This window comes from Sulfurirhabdus autotrophica, assembly GCF_004346685.1.
In the GTDB taxonomy this organism is placed as follows: Bacteria; Pseudomonadota; Gammaproteobacteria; order Burkholderiales; family SMCO01; genus Sulfurirhabdus; species Sulfurirhabdus autotrophica.
The window spans coordinates 28,151-49,755 of the sequence record NZ_SMCO01000010.1 but is presented as its reverse complement, the minus strand read 5'-3'; the positions used below and the strand labels follow the sequence as shown (position 1 = coordinate 49,755).

The window sequence follows — 21,605 nt, the reverse complement described above, 5'->3', positions numbered from 1 at the left end:
GTACCATTTATGCTTCCTTCAGCCAATATTAATGATCTGAAATAAATGCCACGGAAAAAACCTCCCATACAGCATCAATCAAAGCATTCAGGAATACAGAACTGCCTGGGAAATATCCAGGAAATCGATTCTGCGCTTCTTCATCATGAAAAATGGCTGAAAGATATACACCGATCGCTGATTTGCGATGGCAACCCCAATCCGGATGACCTTCAGGAAGACGGACACTGCCTCTGCAAATTTGGTCAGTGGTACTACAAGCAAAATCAGGGTGGATTAGGCTCGAACGTCAGGTTCCAAAAGTTGGAAAACCTTCATAAACTGATGCATGACAAAGTGCGAAACCTGCTTGTTTCCAAGACGGCTCAATCTCCCATTTCGATGGGGGCTTATAATGCATTTATGGATAATGCTATCCATTTTAAGCTTGAAACACGCAAACTTCAGTTTGAGCTTATTGAAAAAGTCTGCACAGTAGATCAACTTACTGGCACTTGGAATCGCCATGCCATGTCTTACAAGCTTGCCCAAGAACTGGAGAGATCAATTCGAACAAAAGAACCATGCTCTATTTGCCTGATGGATATCGATCATTTTAAAAAAATCAATGATCAATTCGGGCATCAGGCTGGAGATCTCGTTTTAAAGACGATCAGTCAGTTCTTTACTGACAGGCTGCGAAAATACGACACGATATTCCGTTACGGTGGCGAAGAATTTCTATTAAACTTTCCCGGTACGACGGAAGAACAACTTGAAGTCACTATCAATCGATTGCGTACCGAACTGCAAGCGCTGCCTATATCGATGCCTGACGGATCAATTATTCACGTCACCGCTTCATTCGGCATTGCTGACATGGTCAGTGACATAGGGATAGAGGAATCAATCGAACATGCTGACCACGCGCTACTTTGTGCAAAAGCAAGTGGGCGAAATTGCGTTTGCGTCTGGAAAACTTAGCGCTACCAGAAAGAGTATGAACAATTCTTTCGAATCAGTTCGATCCGATTTTCAAAATTATCCAGCATTTTACCCCCGGTGCTATAAGCACCATTTTTAATACCGGCATTACAGCTATACCTCCACCTCATCCAACCTTCTTCATCAAAACCAACCTGTTAACAAGCCGTACAACTCGCCACAGCTGTCAGAATCTCGTCAAATAAAAATAAAACTTATATATAAATCAATAAATTATAAGTGGCATATTTTTTGCTTCCTATTAATTGAGAATGAATTTTTTCAGAACAAGCTTTATTACTGAAGTCTGCCTTCACTAAAAATGGAATTAATGGATGCTCCATGTATCACGCTAATAAATTGAGGTCGTTAAACTCGCCATTGCGAAATAAATCCGCCCTTGAACTTAAGACAAAAACAACACGGCCAGCACAAATTCCTTTGAGCTTATCCATACAGCCATTTTGCAGGCCGCTTTTAGCCTGTATTATGCTGGCGCAACCGGTATGGGCTAATGCCGCCGAAAATACGCTCAAGCTTGCGGATTCACTCAACTCGCTGTCTTTTTCACTGACAACAGCTGAGCCCGTTTATCAGCAAGCGCTCGCTTCTTCTCGCAGCGGCAATCCGGATGCCGCTATGCTTTGGCAATCAGCGCTGACACAACCACAATTACCGCTTCGCTATCTGTTTGACTACGTAACAACGCTGACCTGGGCTGGGCGTGACCAAGAAGCATTGCTATGGATGGAACAATTGACAGCGCGGCGAGACACCCCAGCCTATGTACTGGAAGCCCTTGCCAGCGCCGCACGTAACTTGAAACATTACAGCCTGGCTGAAACCTTATACCGCCAGGTACTAGCCAATGCACCCGCACGCTGGGAAAGCCAATTGGGTTTGGTATATTCCCTGGCAGATGGTAACGCTTATGCATCCGCACTTACTGCAGGAAAATCCCTGACCATGCAATATCCCGACAAGCCAGACAGTTGGCGCGCTTATGGATATGCGACTGGAAGAGCGCAGGAATATACCGTGGCTTTGTACGCTTATCAGCGTTTGACAGAATTGGCTCCGAATGACCGGGAAGGGTGGCGTGGGCATGTCCAGGTATTACGCATGTTGGGGGCATATCACGAAGCTGGCTCATTAGCAGCAGCCCATCCCGGTGTGCTTACCCAGGCAGAAAGTGCCGCTTTACAAGCAGATACCACAGCCGTGCTGATACGCTGGGGTGCTGCAGATGAAGACAAGCCAATCTTGCGATTTTTACACACTGACATGGCTTTAAAAGAAAGTGATCAGTTACTAACAAATCCTCCACCCGCACAAACCACCCTGATAAACGACCAAATTCGGTATGACCGTGTGGTAGCGCTTACTAACCGGCGCAGAAGCGCTGAAGCCGTAGCGTTGTATGAGACGCTGCTACATGAAGGTAAAGCTGTGCCTGATTACGCCCGTGCTACAGCAGCCGCTTCTTATCTTGAACTTAAACAGCCAGAACAAGCACGCGACTTATATCGCGAACTCATAACACGCGACCCTAAAAATGCAGCGTATCGATGGGGATTGTTTCATGCGTTGGTGGATTGCGAATCCTATACCGAGGCGCAAGAAGTCATCGACCGCCTGGCCGAAGAAACCCCTTTACGAATTCACACCTACAGCCCGCTCATGGCGCGTGATAATCCGGCTTACCTGGAATCTCGGCAAGATGCGGCAATGGCACGCGCCTATGCCGACCAGTTAGACGAGGCGCAGCGCCGGCTGGAAGCGTTATTGCTGCGCGCACCGGGAAACTCAGGTACACGAGCGCTATTGTCACACATAGAGCGGTGGCGTGGCTGGCCGAGACGTGCGCTGGATGATGCTGACCTGGCCTTAAATATTGACGATAAAGACAAAGAAGCGCATTTGGCAGCGCAAGGCGCAGCACTTTCAAGACAAGACTGGCAACGTGCTCAAACAGAAACCCATTGGCTTTTGACAAACTATCCTGAAGACCGGACGGTTCGTGAAACAGCCACTTTGAACGCTCTGCATGACAAACCCGAACTTGTGCTGGAAAGCACTTGGGATGCGGGGGGCGAAGCAAGCCACAGTTTCGTTATGCGAGGCAAACTTTACTCTGCTCCGCTCGCCTGGGACACACCACGCTCATGGCGCTTATTTGCTTCGTTTGCACGTGCCGATGCTTCATTTCAGGGCGGAAATGGCTTCCGGCAGTGGATGGGAGCCGGTCTGGATTACGCTTGGCGCGACTGGTCGGCAGAATTGGAACTCAGACAAGCTGTCAAACCAAGCCGAAAAGGGCTGGCAGGCTCGCTGGCTTATGCCCCGGACGATCATTGGACTTTTAAGGCCGTAGCCGAAACTGATACCACAGATTTACCTTCAAAAGGCCTGAATCAAAACCTTACAGCCAGCAAGTACAGTACTTCTGTCACCTGGTGTCGTGATGAAGTACGTCAAATCGGTACAACCCTGTCATGGCAAGATTTTAACGACGGCAACAAACGTACGGACTGGAGTGCCAACTGGCGCGAGCGCTGGGTAAACCAGCCACGCTTCAAACTGTATACCGAGGCCAACTTCTCCTATTCCCAGAATTCACTGAACGATGCGGTCTATTTCAATCCAGCTCATGCAACCGGCACAGAGCTCACCGTAATCGGTGAATGGCTGGGTTTCCGCAGATTCGAACGATCCATGTGGCATCGCGTAGTGGCTGGCGCAGGCAGTTACGCCCAGGCAGGTTTTGGCGCTATGCCGGTTACCAGCCTGAAATACGAACAGGATTGGACACTTGACCATGCCACATCCTTTACCTGGGGCATCGGGCTCCGTCGCCATCCTTATGATGGCAATGAAGAAACTGCCCGCTACCTGGATTTACGCCTGAACTGGAGATTCTAACGCTGTGATGCACTTTATATTGCCAAAATTTTTCTCCCTGCTGCTCGGCGTCTTGCTGTTTTTGGGTTTGACGTTACCGGCCAGAGCCGCTGACAACGCCTATCTTGTATTGTGCTACCACGATGTAGTCAAGGATGTGCGAGCAGAACCTGATCCGGATGCAGTTGATCTTGATCAGCTAGTGGCACAATTTTCCTGGCTGAAAGAAAACGGCTACCACCCGATATCCGTTGATGACATCTTAGCCGCGCAAAAAGGAGGCAAAGCGCTTCCGGACAAGGCTGCACTACTCACCTTTGACGATGGTTACCGGAACTTCTACGAGGAAGTCTTTCCGTTACTCAAAGCTTTCAACTTTCCGGCAGTGCTCGCCCTGGTAGGCTCATGGATGGATGCGCCAGAAAACGGGACTGTCCTCTATGGTGACCGGCCATTATCCCGCTCAAAATTTGTCAGCTGGAAAAATGTTAAAGAAATGCAGTCTTCCGGCCTGATAGAGATCGCTTCACATAGCTACAACCTGCATCGCGGCATCCTTGCCAATCCACAGGGGAATCAGGAGCCTGCGGCAGTAACACGCACCTATAATGCCAGCACCCAACAATACGAGAGCGATACGGCTTTTCAATCACGTATTCGTGAGGATCTCGCCAGAAATTCGCAATTGATCGAAGAAAAAATCGGCAAGCGCCCCCGTATCATCGTCTGGCCATATGGGCGCTATAGTCAGGAAACAAGCGAGATTGCAGAGCAACTGGGCATGCCTGTGCAGTTCACGCTGGAAGATGGTATGAATCACGCCAACACGTCCGCTGCGCAACGTGAAATCCGCCGCTTTCTTATCCACTTTAACCCACCTCTGACTGGATTCGCCGATACTTTGCGCGTAACCACACCGAAACCGGTCATGCGCCTCATGCACATCGACCTGGATTATGTCTACGATACTGATCCGGATCAGCAAGAAAAAAACCTGTCCAGACTCCTCGACCGGGTGCTTGAATCAGGTGCCAACACCGTATTCCTGCAAGCCTATGCCGACCCTGCCGGACGCGGTACAGCCCAGGCACTTTATTTCCCCAACCGACGCATGTCGATGCGCGCCGACCTGTTCAATCGCGTTGCCTGGCAACTGGCAAGCCGCGCCAGTGTGAGGGTTTATGCCTGGTTGCCACTGTTGGCATTTGAGCTACCTGACAACGATCCAGCCAGCAAACATCTGGTGGTAGCTGCCAATGGTGACACCTCCGGTTATCGCCGTCTGTCGCCATTTTCTCCACAAGCCCGGCAAGCCATAAAGGAAATTTACGAGGATCTGGCTAAAAACACGCCGATTTCAGGTCTGCTGTTTCATGACGATGCCACATTATCCGATTACGAAGACGCCAGTTCCCAGGCCTTAGCGTATTACGCATCAGAATGGAAATTGCCGGATAGCGTGCCTGCCATCCGCAACACCCCTGCCTTGCTGAATCAATGGACAAAAGCCAAAACCAAATATTTAGTCGACTTCAGTCTGGCACTACGTGACTCCGCTGGGCGATACCGCCCCGGCTTGCTCACCGCCCGGAATCTCTATGCCTCAGTAGCGTTAAACCCTGAATCAGAAGCATGGTTCGCCCAATCCCTGCCGGTGTTTCTCAATGCCTACGACTGGACTGCCATTATGGCAATGCCCTACATGGAAAACGCGGCAGATACAGAAATCTGGCTGAAAACTCTCGCTACCAAAGTGTTAACTGAACCGCAAGCACAAGGCAAGGTGGTATTCGAACTGCAAGGGACAGATTGGCGAACGAATACTGCGGTTTCTGGCAATACTTTGGCGCAGCAGATGCGCCTGTTGAAATTAAACGGAGCGAAAAGCGTGGGGTATTATCCGGACGACTTCATTCAGAATCGGCCGACGCTTGACGAAGTCAAGCTGGAATTATCCTTACGTGTTTTCCCTAACCGATAGCGGAGAGATGTGTGTTTCAAGATTTTGGTAACTTCAGTGAACTTCTATTCGGGTATGTCTTCTATTACCCCTTCTTCATGTCCTACCTATGGATGGCAGGTGCACTATTCTATTGGCTGCATTATGAACGCAAAGGCAGCAACCCGGCTAATCCACCAAAATTGCCGGAATATCCCAAGATCAGCCTCATCGTGCCCTGTCACAACGAAGGAGACAATGCCAGAGATACAGTAGAAAATCTGCTCTCACATGACTATCCCGATTTTGAAGTCATCGCCGTAAACGACGGCAGCAGTGACAACACGGGCGCCATTCTGGACGAAATGGCGCAACGTCACCCCAAGTTGAGAGTGGTCCATCTGGCGCAGAATCAGGGCAAAGCCATGGCGCTTACCGCAGCAGCAATGGTGGCGGATAGCCAGTATTTCATATGCGTTGATGGCGACGCACAACTCCACCCCCATGCCGCATTATGGATGATGAGCCACTTCCTCAACTCACCCAGGGTCGGTGCAGTGACCGGTAACCCCCGCATCCGCACACGCTCTACGTTGCTAGGCCGCACTCAAGTGGGCGAATTTTCTTCAATCATTGGCCTGATCAAACGTGCGCAACGTACGCTGGGCAGAGTGTTTACTGTTTCCGGCGTAGCAGCAGGTTTCCGCCGCGCTGCTCTACATGACGTCGGTTACTGGAGCAAAGACATGCTCACAGAAGACATTGATATCTCATGGAAACTGCAATTGGCACACTGGGATATACGTTTTGAACCAGCTGCCACCTGCTGGATACTCATGCCGGAGACCCTGCGTGGATTATGGAAGCAGCGCTTGCGCTGGGCCATGGGGGGCGTACAAGCTATCCTGAAATATGGCTGGATGTGGAAATCCTGGCGCAAACGCCGCATGTGGCCGGTATACATCGAATTCATTTTGAGCATGGTGTGGGGATACGCAATGCTCACCACCATCATTCTATGGATTGCCGGTTTATTCCTGCCAATGCCAGCATCCTTGTATGTACCCACCCTGATGCCCGGATGGACAGGCGTCTTGCTTGCAGCAACCTGTCTGCTGCAAATGGGGCTAAGCCTGATAATGGATCGACGCTACGACTGTAATCTGCTGCGCAATTATTTCTGGGTAATCTGGTATCCAATGGCGTTCTGGCTCATTGGCATGCTCACCAGCGTTACAGCGCTCCCTAAAACCCTGCTTCGAGAAAAAGGAGCCCGCGCCGTCTGGGTCAGCCCCGATAGAGGAATAAAATGAGCTTTTCATCACCAAAAAACAAACAGGAGCAATTCGCTCTGCAAAGAGAGCAGAAACCCCCTGCCCCTTTTAATGTTTGTCAGTTGATCATCGAGAAACCAGAAAAACAGAAACCTGGACAAAAGTTTTTGCTCGGGAGTATTACCTTGCTGTTTTGGGGCGCATGGAGCTTCCTATGGGCGCCTGTTGCCAACACACTGGGGTGGGCATTCGGCTTTTATGCATTTTACGAACATCTGGTTGTATTACGCGGATGGGAAGGGTTGGTGAAACAACTGCCAACCTACGCAGTCATTGCTCAAATCATGTGCGGAGGACTGATTCTCTGGGCAATTATCAACTGGCGCCGCTTTAGTGGCTTTGATCGGCGCCAACCACCACAAGATGTCTCACTGGAAGACGTTGCGCAATGGCAATCGCAACCCAAAGAACAGATTCAAAAATGGCAACACGCCAGGCATATTGTGGTGCACTACGACACTCACGGGAAATTGATCGAAGTAGAAACAACGCCAAATTCCTCCAGCAACGCACCGTTACCTGAGTGGCAAGACCGGCGCAGCGCCTGAGCAACAGAGTTAATAAACATCATATTGACCTTACCTGTTTTCAATTTTGAAACAACCGTGCGGCCAATAAAGGTACTGTGTAACCGCCAAACTCTACAGCGCATGCAAAACTAATCCTGTTCTCTAGAAAAATGGACTTCTATATGGTCTCAAAAGTGCCAGGAACGGTCATTGGAGGAGATTGCCGTGATTGTCCGGTGTTACGGCCTTAGCTGCCATCGGTCAATTTGTCAGTTTAGTTATAAATATGGAGTTTGACCCCATTTAATTCGTTCTATTCATTTCCTGACTCACCTCTTGGGGGGGGGCAGGGTGGTCCTGGTAGATTGGCATTATTCGGGGAATACCAACCAGGTGAATTTATCGACAAGATTGTTGAAGTCTATACCGGACCCCATGATTTTTTGAACTCGGGGTACTGGTATGATAAATTGGGTAACGGAAAAAACCTAACTGGCTTCGCAAAAGCATTTGGAGAAGGATTTAATGCACTGAATGTGAATGTTGCAACACCATTCGCTGCTGCAGCTCCAGTGCCAACGTACACTTATGACATGGTCAAAAAATCCAAAGACAATCCATGAAAAACCTTCGAATCATTTTTTTATTATTGGTAACTGCTGCACTTTCTATCGCAAGTAATCTAACAATTAATCCGATTGGCCTATCATCCGGGATCATGAGTGCTGAGGCGCAAGAATTGCAAATACCAAAAAGGAAGGTTTCCGAATGTATTGAGATACATGGCATGTTTCGAAATTTTAGTGAAGACGCGCATTCAAGTAATAGGGTATTACATCTTTCACCATATTTATCATCTGATGTTCTGAGTAGCGGGTGGCCGGGGAAAAATATAGTCAAAGTGAAAATTGAAACTCTTGAAAATACTATCCTTCGATTTTGGTTTGTAGAGCAATTCGGCCAGACTTCTGAGTCGCAAGAATTTAAAGCGGTTTGTCAAAATGGGTGGTGGAATTTTAGCAAAGTTGTTTCTGGTGGAGGGGAAGGTTGGCACGGTACTCAAACAACTTTTATTCAACTTGCCATTTCCAACGACGGTTCGCTATTGGCGCACGTTGTTCGTAACAACAAGGGAAAGGATTTTTATCTGATACCACGAGAAAGCACAGAAAAATTCGAGTATCGCTTTCTGATTGCAGAGTAGCATGATACAGTTATCCAAGCCAACCCCCATGAAAAGTTGGACCGAAATATTTTCCTGATTTAAGTACGCCGAAGACGACATGAATCAGCTTTCGCATCACAGCCCCGATGATTACCTTGTTGGGAGCCTTACCGGAGGCTGCGAGGCGATCGTGGAAACGTTTTCCCCATGCTGTTTGTGAAGGGTAAACATGGCAGGCATATAAAGCGCTTAGCGGAGGAATCAGTGAATCAATGGGGTCAGACTCGATTGATATTGATTGAAAACGGAATACAGCTCGCGAGAGCAATTGTTATTGCGCCAAATAATCTCTCTTTCAATTCTTCAATAAACAAAAAGCCACTCCCACCTGCAAACTCGGAACAGGTGACTCCGACTCCTTACTGCTGCTTTTCGGACCTTGGACGACAGTGTGGTGATTGTCTCTCAAGGGTCGATATCGTCAGTTCACCTTCCCACATAAAGCTCAGCCAGACATCACTTATCAAATCAAACAAACCAACTAAAGCACATATCTTGCCAGATCCTCGCTTTGCGCGATCCCTTTAAGTTTGCTGTCTACATAATCAGCATCAATTACCAAGGTTTCATTCACATGGCGCCCCGCTTCAAAAGATACCTCTTCCAGCAATTTTTCCATCACGGTGTACAATCTGCGGGCACCGATATTCTCAGTACTTTCGTTTACTTCAAAGGCAATTTCAGCCAGCCGCTTGATGCCGTTTTCCTTGAATGCCAGCTTTACCCCTTCAGTTTCCAGCAAAGCTTGGTATTGACGGGTTAAGCAAGCATCGGTATTGGTTAGAATCTGTTCAAAATCATTGACGGATAACGAACCCAGCTCTACCCGAATAGGAAAGCGTCCCTGCAGTTCAGGAATCAGGTCTGATGGCTTGGACAGATGAAAAGCGCCGCTGGCAATAAACAAGATGTGGTCTGTTTTTACCATGCCGTATTTAGTGGTAATGGTGGTGCCTTCCACAAGTGGTAACAAATCACGCTGCACACCCTGGCGAGACACTTCTCCACCCGAGTTTTCTGAGCGACTGGTGATTTTATCCATCTCGTCCAGGAACACAATGCCGTTCTGTTCCACATTTTCCAGTGCACGGATTTTAAGTTCTTCTTCATTCACCATTTTCATGGCTTCTTCTTCCGTAAGCATTTTCATGGCTTCGCGGATTTTCAGCTTGCGCATTTTCTGGCGGGAATTTCCCATACTTTGAAACATACCCTGAATCTGGGAAGTAAGGTCTTCCATTCCCGGTGGGGCAAAAATCTCCATATGGGGCTGTGCGGCTGACACCTCAATTTCAATTTCTTTGTCGTCCAGCTGGCCTTCCCGCAGTTTTTTGCGAAATTTCTGCCGGGTGGCGCTCTCTTCTGTTTCCACCACAGCCTCAGCACCCAGCTGATGCGCCACATCACGCGCCGGAGGTAACAGGGCATCGAGTATGCGATCTTCTGCTATTTCTTCGGCCCGAAATTGCACTTTCTGGGTTTCCTGTTCCCGTAGCTGTTTGATCGACATTTCCACCAAATCGCGAATAATGGAGTCCACATCCCGCCCTACATATCCTACTTCTGTAAACTTGGTGGCTTCTACCTTGATAAAGGGAGATTGAGCCAGTTTTGCGAGGCGCCGTGCAATTTCTGTTTTACCTACCCCTGTTGGCCCGATCATCAGAATATTTTTAGGGGTGATTTCCTGGCGCAAGGGATCTGCCACCTGGCGACGGCGCCAGCGGTTACGCAACGCAATAGCCACAGCGCGCTTAGCGGCATGCTGACCGATAATATGTTTGTCCAGTTCATGGACGATTTCCTGAGGGGACATTTCTGACATGATATTTACCTTGCTTGTTTGAACCGCAGAGGCGCGGAGGCGCAGAGAAAAACAAAATCTTCCAGCAACAAATAAAGTCACGCGGGAGCAAAAATCTGCAAGACAGGGACTTCTCCTGCACTTTATCAACCTTGTGATTCAGCTCTCGCTTTTCTCTGCGCCTCCGCGCCTCTGCGGTAAAAAATTATTCCAAAACTTCGATCACATGATTGTGGTTAGTATAGATACACAAATCCGCTGCCACCGTGAGCGAATGCTTGACAATATCCTGCGGGCTCATCTCAGTGTGCTCCAGCAGTGCGCGCGCTGCAGATTGCGCATAAGCCCCGCCGCTGCCAATGGCAACCAAACCTAATTCTGGCTCCAGCACATCACCATTACCAGTAATAATCAACGATGATTCGTGATCAACCACAACCAGCATTGCTTCCAGTCGGCGTAAAATGCGATCCGTGCGCCAGTCTTTAGCCAGTTCTACTGCTGAACGGACCAGATGCCCCTGATGTTTTTCCAGCTTAGCCTCAAAACGTTCAAACAGAGTAAAGGCATCTGCCGTACCACCGGCAAATCCGGCCAGTATCTTGTCGTGAAATAAGCGACGCACTTTTTTTGCTGAAGCTTTTACCACAATATTGCCTAACGTTACCTGCCCGTCTCCGCCCAACGCAACCTGGTTGCCACGTCTTACAGATAAAATAGTTGTACCGCGAAATTGCTCCATCACACTCTTCCTGCATTACCAACAATTCAAATAATATAAACCAGTTACCCCATCACTGTAACCTGATTTTCCAACAATCCAGCCACTTGCAATCTGACATCAAAATGTCACAACCTTTGTGTACGCTTCCTGCCAAACACAACCTGGCAAACATCATGCTTAACGAAAATACCAATCCGTTTAAACTATTCGACCGCGTCACCCGCTTTGTGTTCGGAATCATGCTGTTTTTTATCATGCTGGGAATTATAGTCGGCGTTGCGCGATTATTCCTGAATCTCAGCGGTCTGTTATTTAATCCAGACATTACCAGCCAATACTTTCACATCATTTCAGAAGTACTGACTCTGTTCATCCTGATTGAGCTTTCCCGATCATTGGTCGATTATTTCTCGGAACATCGCTTACGCCTGACTTTCATCGTGGATGCGGGTATTGTGTTTGTGTTGCGAGAAATCATGATCAAACTTTTCGAGCACAATATCACGGCCGAAGAAATATATGCCTTAAGCACATTGCTGTTTGTTTTGGGAAGTCTGAGGATCGGTTCAGTGCTTGTTTTCCAACGAGAAAAAGCTATGCATTCCGAAAGCGCCTATCGCCTCTCTGAAAAACAGGTGAAAGAAGTAGCTTAGTGCGCCTTCTTTTTCAGGAAGGTCGCGAACTGATCAACTCCCATGACACTAAACAACGCGTGAATCAATTCATTCGGTTCACGAATAAAAATTTGCTTTCCACTGGTGCTAAGCTGAATCAGCGCATTCAGAAAGTTTCCGACGCAGATAAAATCCACCCTTAACACTTTAGACATATCAATACGAACATCTTGCCGCTTTAAGCCATACTCCAGTAATTCCTTGAGTATTTGCTCACTATTTCCGGAAATCACACCTGTCATCACAAAAGCATCTGCCAGTTGAGGACGCTCGCTGGCTTGCATATCTGTTTCTGCAGGTTCTTCAACCGATTCTTCCATCACAGCCTGCCCTACCAGGGGTTCCCACGAAGGGGGAGAAACCTCGAAAGTCACTGCATATTCAATAGCCAGTTCCTCAAAACTCTCTTCCTTCCCTAATAATTGATCAAATTCCAGGGCAAGCAGCCAATGAAATTGGGCATCCTCGCCAATTCCTGCTTTCATTGCGGTGTTTAACAGCCCAACAATATGGGTAGTGCCAATATATTGAATTTTGATGCCGGATTTCCGCAATCCTTGCAAGCTTTCCAGTAATTTACGACTACCATAAGCCTCCAGCCCTGTCACTTTAGAGAGATCAAGACGCAGATTGCCTGCTTTTTGGCCGATTTGCATCATTTGCTGAAACTTCGGCTCACTATCTACAGAGAGTACGCCTGTCAGTGCACAATAATTTGCAGACGCCGGAGCGGCAGCCTTTGATACTTCCTTAACAGGCACATTCCTTTCCACCCAAATAGGGGCTGACCGCTCAAATTTCACGACGAAATTAAGTGCCAGCTCTTCAAATTCAGGCTTTTTTCCCTGGATGCTGAATAAATCAAACAACATCAACCAGGGTTGAATATCTAATTCTGATGAGGGTTCATTAACATGGTTCAGCAGCGTTGCGGCGGCCTGATCCGCAAGATTGTTCGCATAGAATATTGCCGCCTCTTCCGCGACAGAAGATATAGCTGAATTACCTTCGGAAACTTCAATACCATCTGAAACGGAATATCCGCCAAAACCATCGTCTTCCCCAACGTCGCCAGGCAATTCCTGAGAACCTTTATTGGCAGATTGCTGCACATTCTGCGTAGCTGAAGCCATAGGTTTACTCGCGGGCGTAGCAGACGGTTTTTTTTCCGCCTTATCTTCACCCGCATCAGTCTGCTTATCTTTACGAAAAAAAGAGAAAACCACTATTAATTCACAACCCTAATAAAATTTATATGTATGCAGGACATGCTATGCCGTCCATTTTACATCCCAATGCGTTAGTTTACCTTAAACTTGGTCATCTATAGACAGCTTCTTTATAGCAATTATCTTAAACCATTCCAAGCTTCACGTATTCCCGGTCAGCCGGTCCAGTTTAAGCGCGTAAACCACCAATCCCAGCCCTGCCAAAGTCCACACAATCACTGCGCCACTTGGCAAATCATACAAGGAAGACAATATCAGACCAAGCGCATAACCCAGCACACCCAAAGTATAGCTTATTGGCAGCCGCCAACGTAAGGGGTAACGTCTGCATGCCAATGCTGGGACGATCAGGCTGGCAAAAACCAGATACACGCCAACCAGTTGCACGGATGCAGTCACAGCCAAAGCAAACATCAAATAAAATCCCAACCTGCCAAGCCGTTCCCTGAAACCAAACCACATGAAAAGAATAACTGCAGTTAGCAAAACAACAGGCAAAAGCTGAGAAAAATTCACCCAAAGAATCTGCCCGACCAGCAAATCTTTCAAATGCTCGCCTCCGTGAGGGTTATTGGCCAGCAGCAATACGCCACCGCTGGCTGCCAATACAAACAACACACCAATCAGGGCTTCCTGTATATCCGGCCAGCGTTTCTCTGTATACGTTAACAATACCCCGCCAAGCAATGCAGCACTGACCGCAACCACTTGAACAGCCCAACCTTGCGGTTCCCAACCCATTCCATCGGCTGCCACTACACCTAATCCGGCAATTTGCGCAATTGCCAGATCAATAAACACAATCCCCCGCGCCAGCACTTGCATACCCATCGGCACATGGGTAGCCAACACAAGCATTCCAGCCAGAAAAGCGGGGCCGAGTATGGTCAAATCGAGCCCATTTATGCTCATTTTATGGCGCTCAACAAACGCTGAATTGTGTCTTCATACAAGCCAAACAGATCTGTCGCTTTTTCCGATCCACCTACTGTGAAAGGGAGTGCGAGCGCATGTATTTTCGCGCGTTCCGCTAGCCAATCTGAGGCACGACCATCGTTATAGGCAGCGCGAATGATCACAGCAACTTTCTGACTTTGGACTTGTGACAACACTTCTGCCAAATGGGAACTGGTTGGCTCTACACCCGGTTTGGGTTCAAGTGCTGCCACTTCTTTTAACCCCAGCCAGTTTTCCATATAAGGAAATCCCTTGTGCTGCACAATAATGGGCAAGCCTTTGAGCGGTACGGCTTCTTTCTCCCATCGTTGCAACGCACTCTTCCAGCGATCTGCAAAGGCTTTGTGGCGGGCTTCATAATAGGCTGCATTGTTATGATCTATCTGTGTCAACCTTGGTAGCAACGCATTGGCCACCAACAGTATATTGCGGGGGTCGGTTTGGATATGAGGATTGCCGCCTGGATGTACATCTCCCTCAGCACGATCCAGACGAGTCGGCTTTTCAAGCATTTGCACATAATTCGCCGCTTCAAAATAGCCAGCCTTCCCCGGCTGAATTGCATCATTTCCAGATTGTCGCAACAAAATCGGCAACCAGCCGATTTCCAGTTCTGACCCTGTGCACACCAGCAAATCAGCTGATCTGGCTCGTGCAATCAGACTTGGCCTCGCCTGTATGCGATGGGGATCCTGCATGGCAGTAGTAGCAGTATAGATGGACACTTTATCACCACCTAATTCCTGAACCAGCGCACCCCACTCTGGTTCACAGGCAAAAACATTCAATGCTGCCGACGCACCCTGGGCAAGTCCTAGAAACATAATAGAAAATGCAATTAAAACCGAATTTTTCATCTTTCAATCCTCTTAATATATATGAGCGCCATGAGCACCCAGGCTCATGATGTATTGCAGAAATACCTGATTATCGGCAGCCCCTTGCCGCGATTTGTCTTGTGCTAACTGTAACCGCAACCGGCTGAACTCACTGGGGCTATAATCGACCATTACACTGTTTTTCGTCGGAATGTAATCCGGTCTCAACAGGTTTGCATTATTTACGCCATAATCTACGCCACCACTGCTCAAACGCTCGGTACGCAATCCTACTCGCCAATGTGGCACGAACTGATAAACACCTTGCACATACCAGCCCGATTGAGCAGAAGCGTAACTGCTTATAACGGGCGAAGTATCCACCTTATAGGCAAGATTCCCGTCTTCCCTGCGGCGCAAATATTCGCCTTGCAGTTTGAAGTTGCTAAAAGCAGGATCCCCGTTAGGCGCATATTTCCAGACAAAATCAGCGATCCAGAGCCCGCTATTTCCTGTAAATGCATTTTTAACCGTATCACCTGCGGCATCTATAACCGAATACTGGCGGTTTTGCGGGGAAGTTTGCAGAAAAGACAAACCAGCTCGCCAGCTCTGATTTATCCCCACATCTCCCCCCGCATGGGCAAATATCGTACTGGCACCAGCCCCGTTTTTATCACGATCAGAGCCAGGAAAACTTCTGCCACGGCCGATTTCTGCGCCCAATTCCAGATAAGTATCGGTTGGTGCCAGCCATTTAACCTGAAGACCGTCTTCACCCAACTGCGTCCCCAGGAACGCTTGGTACGCCAATGGATTGTCTACAAAATCCCATACGTGCGCATGCTGTTCATTAAGATAGCCAATGCCGGAGAAATAGCGCCCTGCTTTGAAGGTCAACCCCCTCTTTAATCCTATCGTTTGTACGAAGGCTTCTTCAACAGAAGCGGTATTATCCGGATGCATGGCAAAATTCAAGCCACCATAAAAATCAGGATCTATGTTGGCATACACTCCCAACTCAGATTCTGCCAGACTGAACCCCCGTTTCCCGGGACCAATATCACCACTGGGCACATAACCGGTAATGCGATAATTCGCAGGATCTTGCGACAAATTAGAATAGGTGCCTGACAGTACCAGCGAAATAGCTGGATTAAAAGAATTTGCCCCGGATGGCGGACCTGAAACCGGAGCAGATGCTACCTGGCTTGCTTTATCATCAGCTTTCGCTGCAAATGCCTCTGCATCTTTTAGACGCGTCTCAAGCGATTGAATTCTTGCCTCATAATTTTCTTTTAACTGCTGAATTTCATTGTGAATTTTCTGCAATTCGGCTGAATCAGCCGCCATAACGTCCGCAGAAAATATAACCATCAATGCAGTGCCAATGGCCACTGCACACGGTGTTTTATTAAACATGGTAATCCTCGTCTGAATATAAAACGTCAATCAACACCCGAATGAAAGGTGCTGAGTTATTTTGTCAGTCAGCCGAGAACAGGGGGGGCACGGGAAGAATAGAAAAAATCAAGTATGGAAACAAACGATTTATACTGCGGAAAATTCTGATTTAATGCCAACTGCGGAACAGGGAGCAAACTCGCCATAGCCGGTATAGCACCCGCCATATCCGCATAAAACATGCATTTATCACAAGCTGGTCCATGAGGAAGCTGTTTATCACTTTTGGATTGAAACGGCAGCGGCTCAGAAAAATGCGAAATCGAATGAGCAAGCGCACTCCCTTGTGCAAAAAGCAAAAGGAATACCAACCAAATATGAAAAATAAAGCGTGCGCGCATCCGAGCAGAATCAACTAAATTTTAATACCTGTCAAGAATAGAAGGGAAACATACGCTAAACCGCAAATTGCACTAGATAACGCATTATTAGCATGTTCCGAAACCCGCTCTACTTTCTAACACTCACACGATTTGCCTGGGGACCTTCGCTGCCCATTGTTTCAATAAAATGAACGTCCTCTCCTATATCTAACCGGTCAAAATCTTCATTTGCCAGGTTCGCTTGATGAAAATAGAGTTCACGCCCATCTTCCATTGTGATAAAGCCATACCCCTCATCCTTGAATAATTTGGCAATATGACCATGCAACGCCATATCATGCGCTTTTATTTCGCCTCGCTGGCGACGGCCATAATCCTCAAGTTTGCGCACCATGGCATTAAAAGAATCCCTGATCGCCACATAAACATCTTCGTCTTTATCGCGGTTAACCACTAGCTCTGCACCAGGCACAGTGACATCAATACGTACATTAAAAAGTTTGCCGTGATGCTGGTGCCGATGCGGCGCTTCAACGACCACCCGGCAACGCATGATCTTATCGTAAAATACATCCAGCTTTTCAGCCTTCTTATGGATATGCGCCTCAATGGCATCTGAATGAGGGATATCCCGCATAACAAGTTCAAATGGAAGTTTCATGTATTTATCCTCCAAAAATAAACACGCTTATTTCACTTTAGTACCAAAATATATCACTTTCAAATCCGCTGTTGAGCTCACTCCTTAAATTGAAAATCAGCCGGAGTTCTTTTCTTTTTTCTGGTGAATATTCCCTTCCCAGCAACAATGAATATTGCAGCAACGATAGCGCCAAACGTTGTAGAACAGACTTATCAGACGATCAAACGGACGCCTGTGTATCCTGGAAACGTTTCCGTGACAACGAGGACAAACAATTTGAATTTCATGAGGAGAATCTTGCAAGATCAATGGCTGAGGAAATTGCATAATGCCTGCTTTTTTTAACACCATCCTAGTTTAAGATTAGCACAGTATTTCTAACCTGCCAGGTTCTCATTTAACAACGGATAACGTTTGAAGTTTCGGAAATGCAGAGGGAGGGAACTTGTTTGATGTCATGATCCGCAATTCATGAACGCCAAGACGCCATAATTTGATCTTCCCTGCGTCTCTGCGGTTAATGCACTATTTTATTTATGGCTTCTTCTTTGCCCGTGGATGCGCCGCATCATACACCTTGGCCAAATGCTGAAAATCCAGATGGGTATAAACTTGCGTGGTGGAAATACTGGCATGCCCGAGCATTTCCTGCACAGCCCGCAGATCACCACTGGACTGCAATAAGTGCGTGGCGAAAGAATGACGTAAAACGTGGGGATGTACGTTACCCGTTAAACCCTGTTTCAGCGCCCATTCCTTGATCCGATACTGAACAGACCGCTGCGACAAAGGTTTACCCTGTTTACCCAGAAAAATAGTGGTCTCTTGTGTCTGAGCCAGGCTTGCTCTTACGGCTAGCCATGCCTGGATAGCTTCGACAGCAAACTTTCCTACTGGAACAATGCGCGTTTTATTTCCTTTACCAGTCACACGAACTTCACCCGCAACCAGATCAAGATTTTCCAGCCTTAATTCGACCAGTTCGCTTAAACGCAATCCAGAGGAATAAAACAGCTCGAAAATAGCCTTGTCACGCACGCCTAGTGGCGTTTCGCTATTCATGGAAACCAGTTTACTGGCTTCATCGGGAGACAACACATTGGGAAGTTTTTTTGCGGATTTTGGTGCCCGCATTCCCAAACAGGGGTTATGCGTAAAATGGTGGTCCCGCGCCAGATATTTGTAAAACCCTCGCCAGGCCGAAAGCATTCTGGCCAGGCTTTTACCGTTTAACCCACGGCTGTGAAGTTGGGCAACGAAACGCCGAACATGGTGAATTTGCAACTGCTCCAGTGGTGTTTCGCTGGACAGTTCGATAAATTGCCGCACATCCCGCAAATAATTTTCGCAAGTGAGTTTACTTAAACGCTTTTCATGAGCAAGATAGGATTGATAACCCTCCAAATAAGCCGGGGTTAGTTCCTTCTCGCTCATTTGTTACTTATTACCCTTTAAGCGTACGCATCAAAGCAACGCTAATCAGCTCACCCAACCGTTTTAAGTACAGCGTACCCATCTCCGGATAAAACCGCTCAGGATCTTCGCTAGCCAGCATCAGCAGGCCAAACGCCTGTTCTTCACGCAACGCTACCATGGCAAATGAGCGAAGGTGTTCACTATTTTCGCCAAACCAGTTCATGGTGTCATACAGGGCATGTGCGCCACAGGAAGGGTTGGTGAGATTGTCCGCGTACACGCGTAATTCATTACTCACCGGCTCAAATTCAGGCAGTTCGGGAAACTGGGTAACATCGCTCCACAAACGCAACGCAACATGGGGAACGGCAAAATCCTCGCGCAAGTTAAAATAAATGGAATACAGCAGCGATTCCAAATCACGCGCCATCATAAGTGCCAAAGTAATGCGATGGACTTTTTCACCCACAGCATCATTTTCTTCGCCAAACTGAATCAGCTCTCCCAGTTTGGATTCGAGGACTTTCACTTTTTCCCGCAACGCCAATACTTGCCGCTCTCCAATGGATATCGCACGCCCTCCATGGGGATGGGGAATAACCAATTCCATCAAAAGATAAGCGTACTCTTCATAAAATTCCGGATGTTCCTTTAAATACGCTGCTACATCTTCAGCTTTCATTACCTATCCTTCTTATACATTAATTTCACCTTCGAAAACTGTCACCGCAGGCCCTGTCATGAATACCGGCTGGCCTTCACCCGCCCAACGAATCATGAGATAGCCTCCATGGGTAGTCACATTGACCTCTGCATCCAGCAAACCGCGTGCTATACCTGCCACAACGGCAGCACAAGCTCCCGTTCCACAGGCAAGGGTTTCCCCAGCGCCGCGCTCATAAACACGTAGTTTAATCTGTTTACGTCCAACAATCTGCATGAACCCCGCGTTCACCCTTTCCGGAAAGCGCACATGTTGTTCAATTAGTGGCCCATGGTGCTCAACCAAAGCGGACTCCACATCGTGCACAACCTGAACTGCATGAGGGTTACCCATAGAAAGCACGCTTACATCAACTGTCGCATTTTCAATTTCCAAAGCATAAGTCAGCTTTTGCCCATCTGCAACAAACGGGATATCATCAAGTCCAAATTTTGGGACACCCATATTCACAGTTACTTGACCATCTGATTCCAGCCGAGGAATGATGATACCCGTTGCCGTCTCAACCCGAATTTCCGTTTTCTTTGTCAAACCCTTGTCATACACGAATTTAACAAAACAACGGGCGCCATTTCCACATTGCTGAACCTCACCACCATCCGCATTAAAAATGCGGTACCGAAAATCTGCATCGGCAGCATTTGGGTTTTCAACCAGCAAAATCTGATCACAGCCAATACCAAAATGACGATCACCCATTAATTTCAATTGCTCTGGTGACAACTGTATAGCCTGACTAATACCATCCAAAACAACGAAATCGTTGCCAAGCCCATGCATTTTAGTGAATTTCAGTAACATAAACTTTCAACCCAATATTTTAAGATCGCATTTAGGGAAGAATACATGGCTAGACGCATATCCCGACAAAATCCCTGTAAATACAGCGATCCATCACTACAACCATACCCGCATCCCGCGCACGCTCCGCAGCTGGTTCATTAATAATGCCATCCTGAATCCAGATGGCGGGTATTTTCAAAGCAATACATTCTTCCACAATGGCATCAATATGTTCTGCAGCCCGAAATACATCAACAATATCGATTGACCCTGGGACCTCAGCAAGCGTGGCATAAGCTTTTTGCCCCAGTACCTCACTGACTTTCGGCCTGACAGGCACAATCGTATAGCCAAAACCTTGCATCGCCTTTGCAACACCGAAGCTGGGCCTTGATACGTTGGGCGACAAGCCAACCACAGCGATGCGATTGCTTTTTTTCAGCAATGCGCAAATTTCATCATGCGAGGGATTTTCAAACATCCATTGTTCCCCAAATCAATATATGTCTATCACTGACTATCTCAACCTGAAAATGATCCAGATCAGCCTTATATAACTGGCGCTTCACTTCTTGCTGCCTATAAGATGCCAGCAGCGAATGGTAAAAATCCTTTTGCATATGTGGTGGTGCATCCGACGCGTATTGACGAACAAACTGAAACGCTTCCACTATCGATGTGGGCCGCATCAAGTCCATTACTAACACTGGCGCCCCGGGTTTTGCCACTTGTTTTACTGTTTCCCACAGTGTCATAGGATCATCGAGGTGGTGCAGCAAGCTGTTACTGATCACTGCGTCAAAATGCTGCGCAGCAAGTGTTTCATCTGGCAAATAACGATGCTCCAGGTGAATATGCCCGCCTAATTCGTTACCATCAATCATTTCCTGTCCACACTGAAGCATGGCCGGCGCACCATCTACACCCAGAATTTGAGCTCCCGGATAAACCCAGCAGAAACGCATTGCCACATCCGCTGTGCCACACCCCAGATCCAGCACTTCTCCTTCATGAAAATCGGGAAACCGTTGCCGAAAATGGGCTACAAAGGCATCGTGCGGCTCGCTAAAATCAGTGGATGCATAGGCCAATGCCTGTTCTGGCGTATCCATTAATTCTGGTTCAGGGGTACGGTGCATTGTAAAAATTTACCACAAACTCACTAAAGTACGTAA

At 47.6% G+C, this 21,605-nt stretch carries 21 protein-coding genes and 1 pseudogene; 8 read left to right on the top strand and 14 right to left on the bottom strand.

What is annotated here, in order from left to right; translation table 11 throughout:
• Window positions 1-45: 45 nt before the first annotated feature.
• From EDC63_RS10785 to EDC63_RS10755, 7 genes are all read left to right on the top strand, one after another.
• Entirely contained in the window at window positions 46-963 is a 918-nt protein-coding gene (locus EDC63_RS10785) for a diguanylate cyclase (protein ID WP_124945320.1), read from the top strand.
• A 441-nt stretch (window positions 964-1,404) separates the two neighbouring features.
• On the top strand, window positions 1,405-3,885 hold the full coding sequence (gene pgaA, locus EDC63_RS10780) for a poly-beta-1,6 N-acetyl-D-glucosamine export porin PgaA (RefSeq protein WP_165922981.1): 2,481 nt from the start codon (window positions 1,405-1,407) through the stop codon (window positions 3,883-3,885).
• A gap of 7 nt (window positions 3,886-3,892) precedes the next feature.
• Window positions 3,893-5,845 (top strand): poly-beta-1,6-N-acetyl-D-glucosamine N-deacetylase PgaB, encoded by a 1,953-nt coding sequence (gene pgaB, locus EDC63_RS10775; RefSeq protein ID WP_223248176.1) that lies wholly within the window; start codon window positions 3,893-3,895, stop codon window positions 5,843-5,845.
• A gap of 11 nt (window positions 5,846-5,856) precedes the next feature.
• On the top strand, window positions 5,857-7,116 hold the full coding sequence (pgaC, locus tag EDC63_RS10770) for a poly-beta-1,6-N-acetyl-D-glucosamine synthase (protein ID WP_223248171.1): 1,260 nt from the start codon (window positions 5,857-5,859) through the stop codon (window positions 7,114-7,116).
• Complete coding sequence (gene pgaD, locus EDC63_RS10765; protein ID WP_124945317.1) at window positions 7,113-7,685, top strand: poly-beta-1,6-N-acetyl-D-glucosamine biosynthesis protein PgaD; 573 nt, start codon at window positions 7,113-7,115, stop codon at window positions 7,683-7,685. The genes pgaC and pgaD overlap by 4 nt, the downstream gene beginning before the upstream one ends.
• 254 nt (window positions 7,686-7,939) lie before the next feature.
• Window positions 7,940-8,269, top strand: a complete 330-nt coding sequence (locus tag EDC63_RS10760; protein WP_124945316.1) for a hypothetical protein — start codon at window positions 7,940-7,942, stop codon at window positions 8,267-8,269.
• Window positions 8,266-8,850: a hypothetical protein gene (locus EDC63_RS10755; protein WP_124945315.1), complete on the top strand. Its 585-nt coding sequence runs from the start codon at window positions 8,266-8,268 to the stop codon at window positions 8,848-8,850. The genes EDC63_RS10760 and EDC63_RS10755 overlap by 4 nt, the downstream gene beginning before the upstream one ends.
• Window positions 8,851-8,860: 10 nt before the next feature.
• Here the strand turns inward: EDC63_RS10755 and EDC63_RS10750 are convergent.
• The 3 genes and pseudogenes from EDC63_RS10750 to hslV all read right to left on the bottom strand — a co-directional run.
• Window positions 8,861-9,060: pseudogene (locus EDC63_RS10750) on the bottom strand (IS110 family transposase); the annotation flags it as partial.
• 292 nt (window positions 9,061-9,352) lie between these two features.
• Window positions 9,353-10,696, bottom strand: coding sequence for an ATP-dependent protease ATPase subunit HslU (hslU, locus tag EDC63_RS10745; RefSeq protein ID WP_132920930.1), 1,344 nt, complete (start codon window positions 10,694-10,696; stop codon window positions 9,353-9,355).
• Between the two features lie 184 nt (window positions 10,697-10,880).
• The gene (gene hslV, locus EDC63_RS10740) at window positions 10,881-11,417 is read right to left on the bottom strand and encodes an ATP-dependent protease subunit HslV (protein WP_124945313.1); all 537 of its coding nucleotides are present in this window, start codon (window positions 11,415-11,417) and stop codon (window positions 10,881-10,883) included.
• 104 nt (window positions 11,418-11,521) lie between these two features.
• Between hslV and EDC63_RS10735 the strand changes: the two genes are divergently transcribed.
• Window positions 11,522-12,052 carry a phosphate-starvation-inducible PsiE family protein gene (locus EDC63_RS10735; RefSeq protein ID WP_124945312.1) on the top strand — a complete coding sequence of 177 codons (531 nt, stop codon included), beginning with the start codon at window positions 11,522-11,524 and terminating at the stop codon, window positions 12,050-12,052.
• Here the strand turns inward: EDC63_RS10735 and EDC63_RS10730 are convergent.
• From EDC63_RS10730 to EDC63_RS10680, 11 genes are all read right to left on the bottom strand, one after another.
• Window positions 12,049-13,299, bottom strand: coding sequence for an STAS domain-containing protein (locus EDC63_RS10730; protein ID WP_124945311.1), 1,251 nt, complete (start codon window positions 13,297-13,299; stop codon window positions 12,049-12,051). The two genes, EDC63_RS10735 and EDC63_RS10730, sit on opposite strands and share 4 nt — an antisense overlap.
• Window positions 13,300-13,443: 144 nt before the next feature.
• Window positions 13,444-14,214 (bottom strand): metal ABC transporter permease, encoded by a 771-nt coding sequence (locus EDC63_RS10725; RefSeq protein ID WP_124945310.1) that lies wholly within the window; start codon window positions 14,212-14,214, stop codon window positions 13,444-13,446.
• A complete protein-coding gene (locus EDC63_RS10720; protein ID WP_124945309.1) occupies window positions 14,211-15,116 on the bottom strand; it encodes a metal ABC transporter substrate-binding protein in 906 nt (301 codons plus the stop codon). Before EDC63_RS10720 ends, EDC63_RS10725 begins: the two co-directional genes overlap by 4 nt.
• Window positions 15,117-15,128: 12 nt before the next feature.
• Window positions 15,129-16,499 (bottom strand): porin family protein, encoded by a 1,371-nt coding sequence (locus tag EDC63_RS10715; protein WP_124945308.1) that lies wholly within the window; start codon window positions 16,497-16,499, stop codon window positions 15,129-15,131.
• 68 nt (window positions 16,500-16,567) lie between these two features.
• Window positions 16,568-16,882 (bottom strand): hypothetical protein, encoded by a 315-nt coding sequence (locus EDC63_RS10710; protein WP_124945307.1) that lies wholly within the window; start codon window positions 16,880-16,882, stop codon window positions 16,568-16,570.
• A gap of 109 nt (window positions 16,883-16,991) precedes the next feature.
• The gene (locus EDC63_RS10705; RefSeq protein WP_124945306.1) at window positions 16,992-17,525 is read right to left on the bottom strand and encodes an HPF/RaiA family ribosome-associated protein; all 534 of its coding nucleotides are present in this window, start codon (window positions 17,523-17,525) and stop codon (window positions 16,992-16,994) included.
• A 516-nt stretch (window positions 17,526-18,041) separates the two neighbouring features.
• Entirely contained in the window at window positions 18,042-18,941 is a 900-nt protein-coding gene (xerC, locus tag EDC63_RS10700) for a tyrosine recombinase XerC (RefSeq protein ID WP_124945305.1), read from the bottom strand.
• Between the two features lie 10 nt (window positions 18,942-18,951).
• Window positions 18,952-19,605 carry a DUF484 family protein gene (locus EDC63_RS10695; RefSeq protein WP_124945304.1) on the bottom strand — a complete coding sequence of 218 codons (654 nt, stop codon included), beginning with the start codon at window positions 19,603-19,605 and terminating at the stop codon, window positions 18,952-18,954.
• Between the two features lie 12 nt (window positions 19,606-19,617).
• The gene (gene dapF, locus EDC63_RS10690; RefSeq protein ID WP_124945303.1) at window positions 19,618-20,448 is read right to left on the bottom strand and encodes a diaminopimelate epimerase; all 831 of its coding nucleotides are present in this window, start codon (window positions 20,446-20,448) and stop codon (window positions 19,618-19,620) included.
• 49 nt (window positions 20,449-20,497) lie between these two features.
• Complete coding sequence (locus tag EDC63_RS10685; protein WP_124945302.1) at window positions 20,498-20,911, bottom strand: CoA-binding protein; 414 nt, start codon at window positions 20,909-20,911, stop codon at window positions 20,498-20,500.
• Window positions 20,904-21,569, bottom strand: a complete 666-nt coding sequence (locus EDC63_RS10680; RefSeq protein ID WP_124945301.1) for a class I SAM-dependent methyltransferase — start codon at window positions 21,567-21,569, stop codon at window positions 20,904-20,906. The genes EDC63_RS10685 and EDC63_RS10680 overlap by 8 nt, the downstream gene beginning before the upstream one ends.
• Window positions 21,570-21,605: the final 36 nt, after the last annotated feature.

Coding starts and splice junctions, on each gene's coding strand:
- EDC63_RS10785 (WP_124945320.1), top strand. CDS start 46: ATGCCACGGAAAAAACCTCCCATACAGCATCAATCAAAGCATTCAGGA.
- pgaB (WP_223248176.1), top strand. CDS start 3,893: ATGCACTTTATATTGCCAAAATTTTTCTCCCTGCTGCTCGGCGTCTTG.
- pgaD (WP_124945317.1), top strand. CDS start 7,113: ATGAGCTTTTCATCACCAAAAAACAAACAGGAGCAATTCGCTCTGCAA.
- EDC63_RS10755 (WP_124945315.1), top strand. CDS start 8,266: ATGAAAAACCTTCGAATCATTTTTTTATTATTGGTAACTGCTGCACTT.
- hslU (WP_132920930.1), bottom strand. CDS start 10,696: ATGTCAGAAATGTCCCCTCAGGAAATCGTCCATGAACTGGACAAACAT.
- hslV (WP_124945313.1), bottom strand. CDS start 11,417: ATGGAGCAATTTCGCGGTACAACTATTTTATCTGTAAGACGTGGCAAC.
- EDC63_RS10735 (WP_124945312.1), top strand. CDS start 11,522: ATGTCACAACCTTTGTGTACGCTTCCTGCCAAACACAACCTGGCAAAC.
- EDC63_RS10725 (WP_124945310.1), bottom strand. CDS start 14,214: ATGAGCATAAATGGGCTCGATTTGACCATACTCGGCCCCGCTTTTCTG.
- EDC63_RS10720 (WP_124945309.1), bottom strand. CDS start 15,116: ATGAAAAATTCGGTTTTAATTGCATTTTCTATTATGTTTCTAGGACTT.
- EDC63_RS10715 (WP_124945308.1), bottom strand. CDS start 16,499: ATGTTTAATAAAACACCGTGTGCAGTGGCCATTGGCACTGCATTGATG.
- EDC63_RS10710 (WP_124945307.1), bottom strand. CDS start 16,882: ATGCGCGCACGCTTTATTTTTCATATTTGGTTGGTATTCCTTTTGCTT.
- EDC63_RS10705 (WP_124945306.1), bottom strand. CDS start 17,525: ATGAAACTTCCATTTGAACTTGTTATGCGGGATATCCCTCATTCAGAT.
- xerC (WP_124945305.1), bottom strand. CDS start 18,941: ATGAGCGAGAAGGAACTAACCCCGGCTTATTTGGAGGGTTATCAATCC.
- EDC63_RS10695 (WP_124945304.1), bottom strand. CDS start 19,605: ATGAAAGCTGAAGATGTAGCAGCGTATTTAAAGGAACATCCGGAATTT.
- dapF (WP_124945303.1), bottom strand. CDS start 20,448: ATGTTACTGAAATTCACTAAAATGCATGGGCTTGGCAACGATTTCGTT.
- EDC63_RS10685 (WP_124945302.1), bottom strand. CDS start 20,911: ATGTTTGAAAATCCCTCGCATGATGAAATTTGCGCATTGCTGAAAAAA.
- EDC63_RS10680 (WP_124945301.1), bottom strand. CDS start 21,569: ATGCACCGTACCCCTGAACCAGAATTAATGGATACGCCAGAACAGGCA.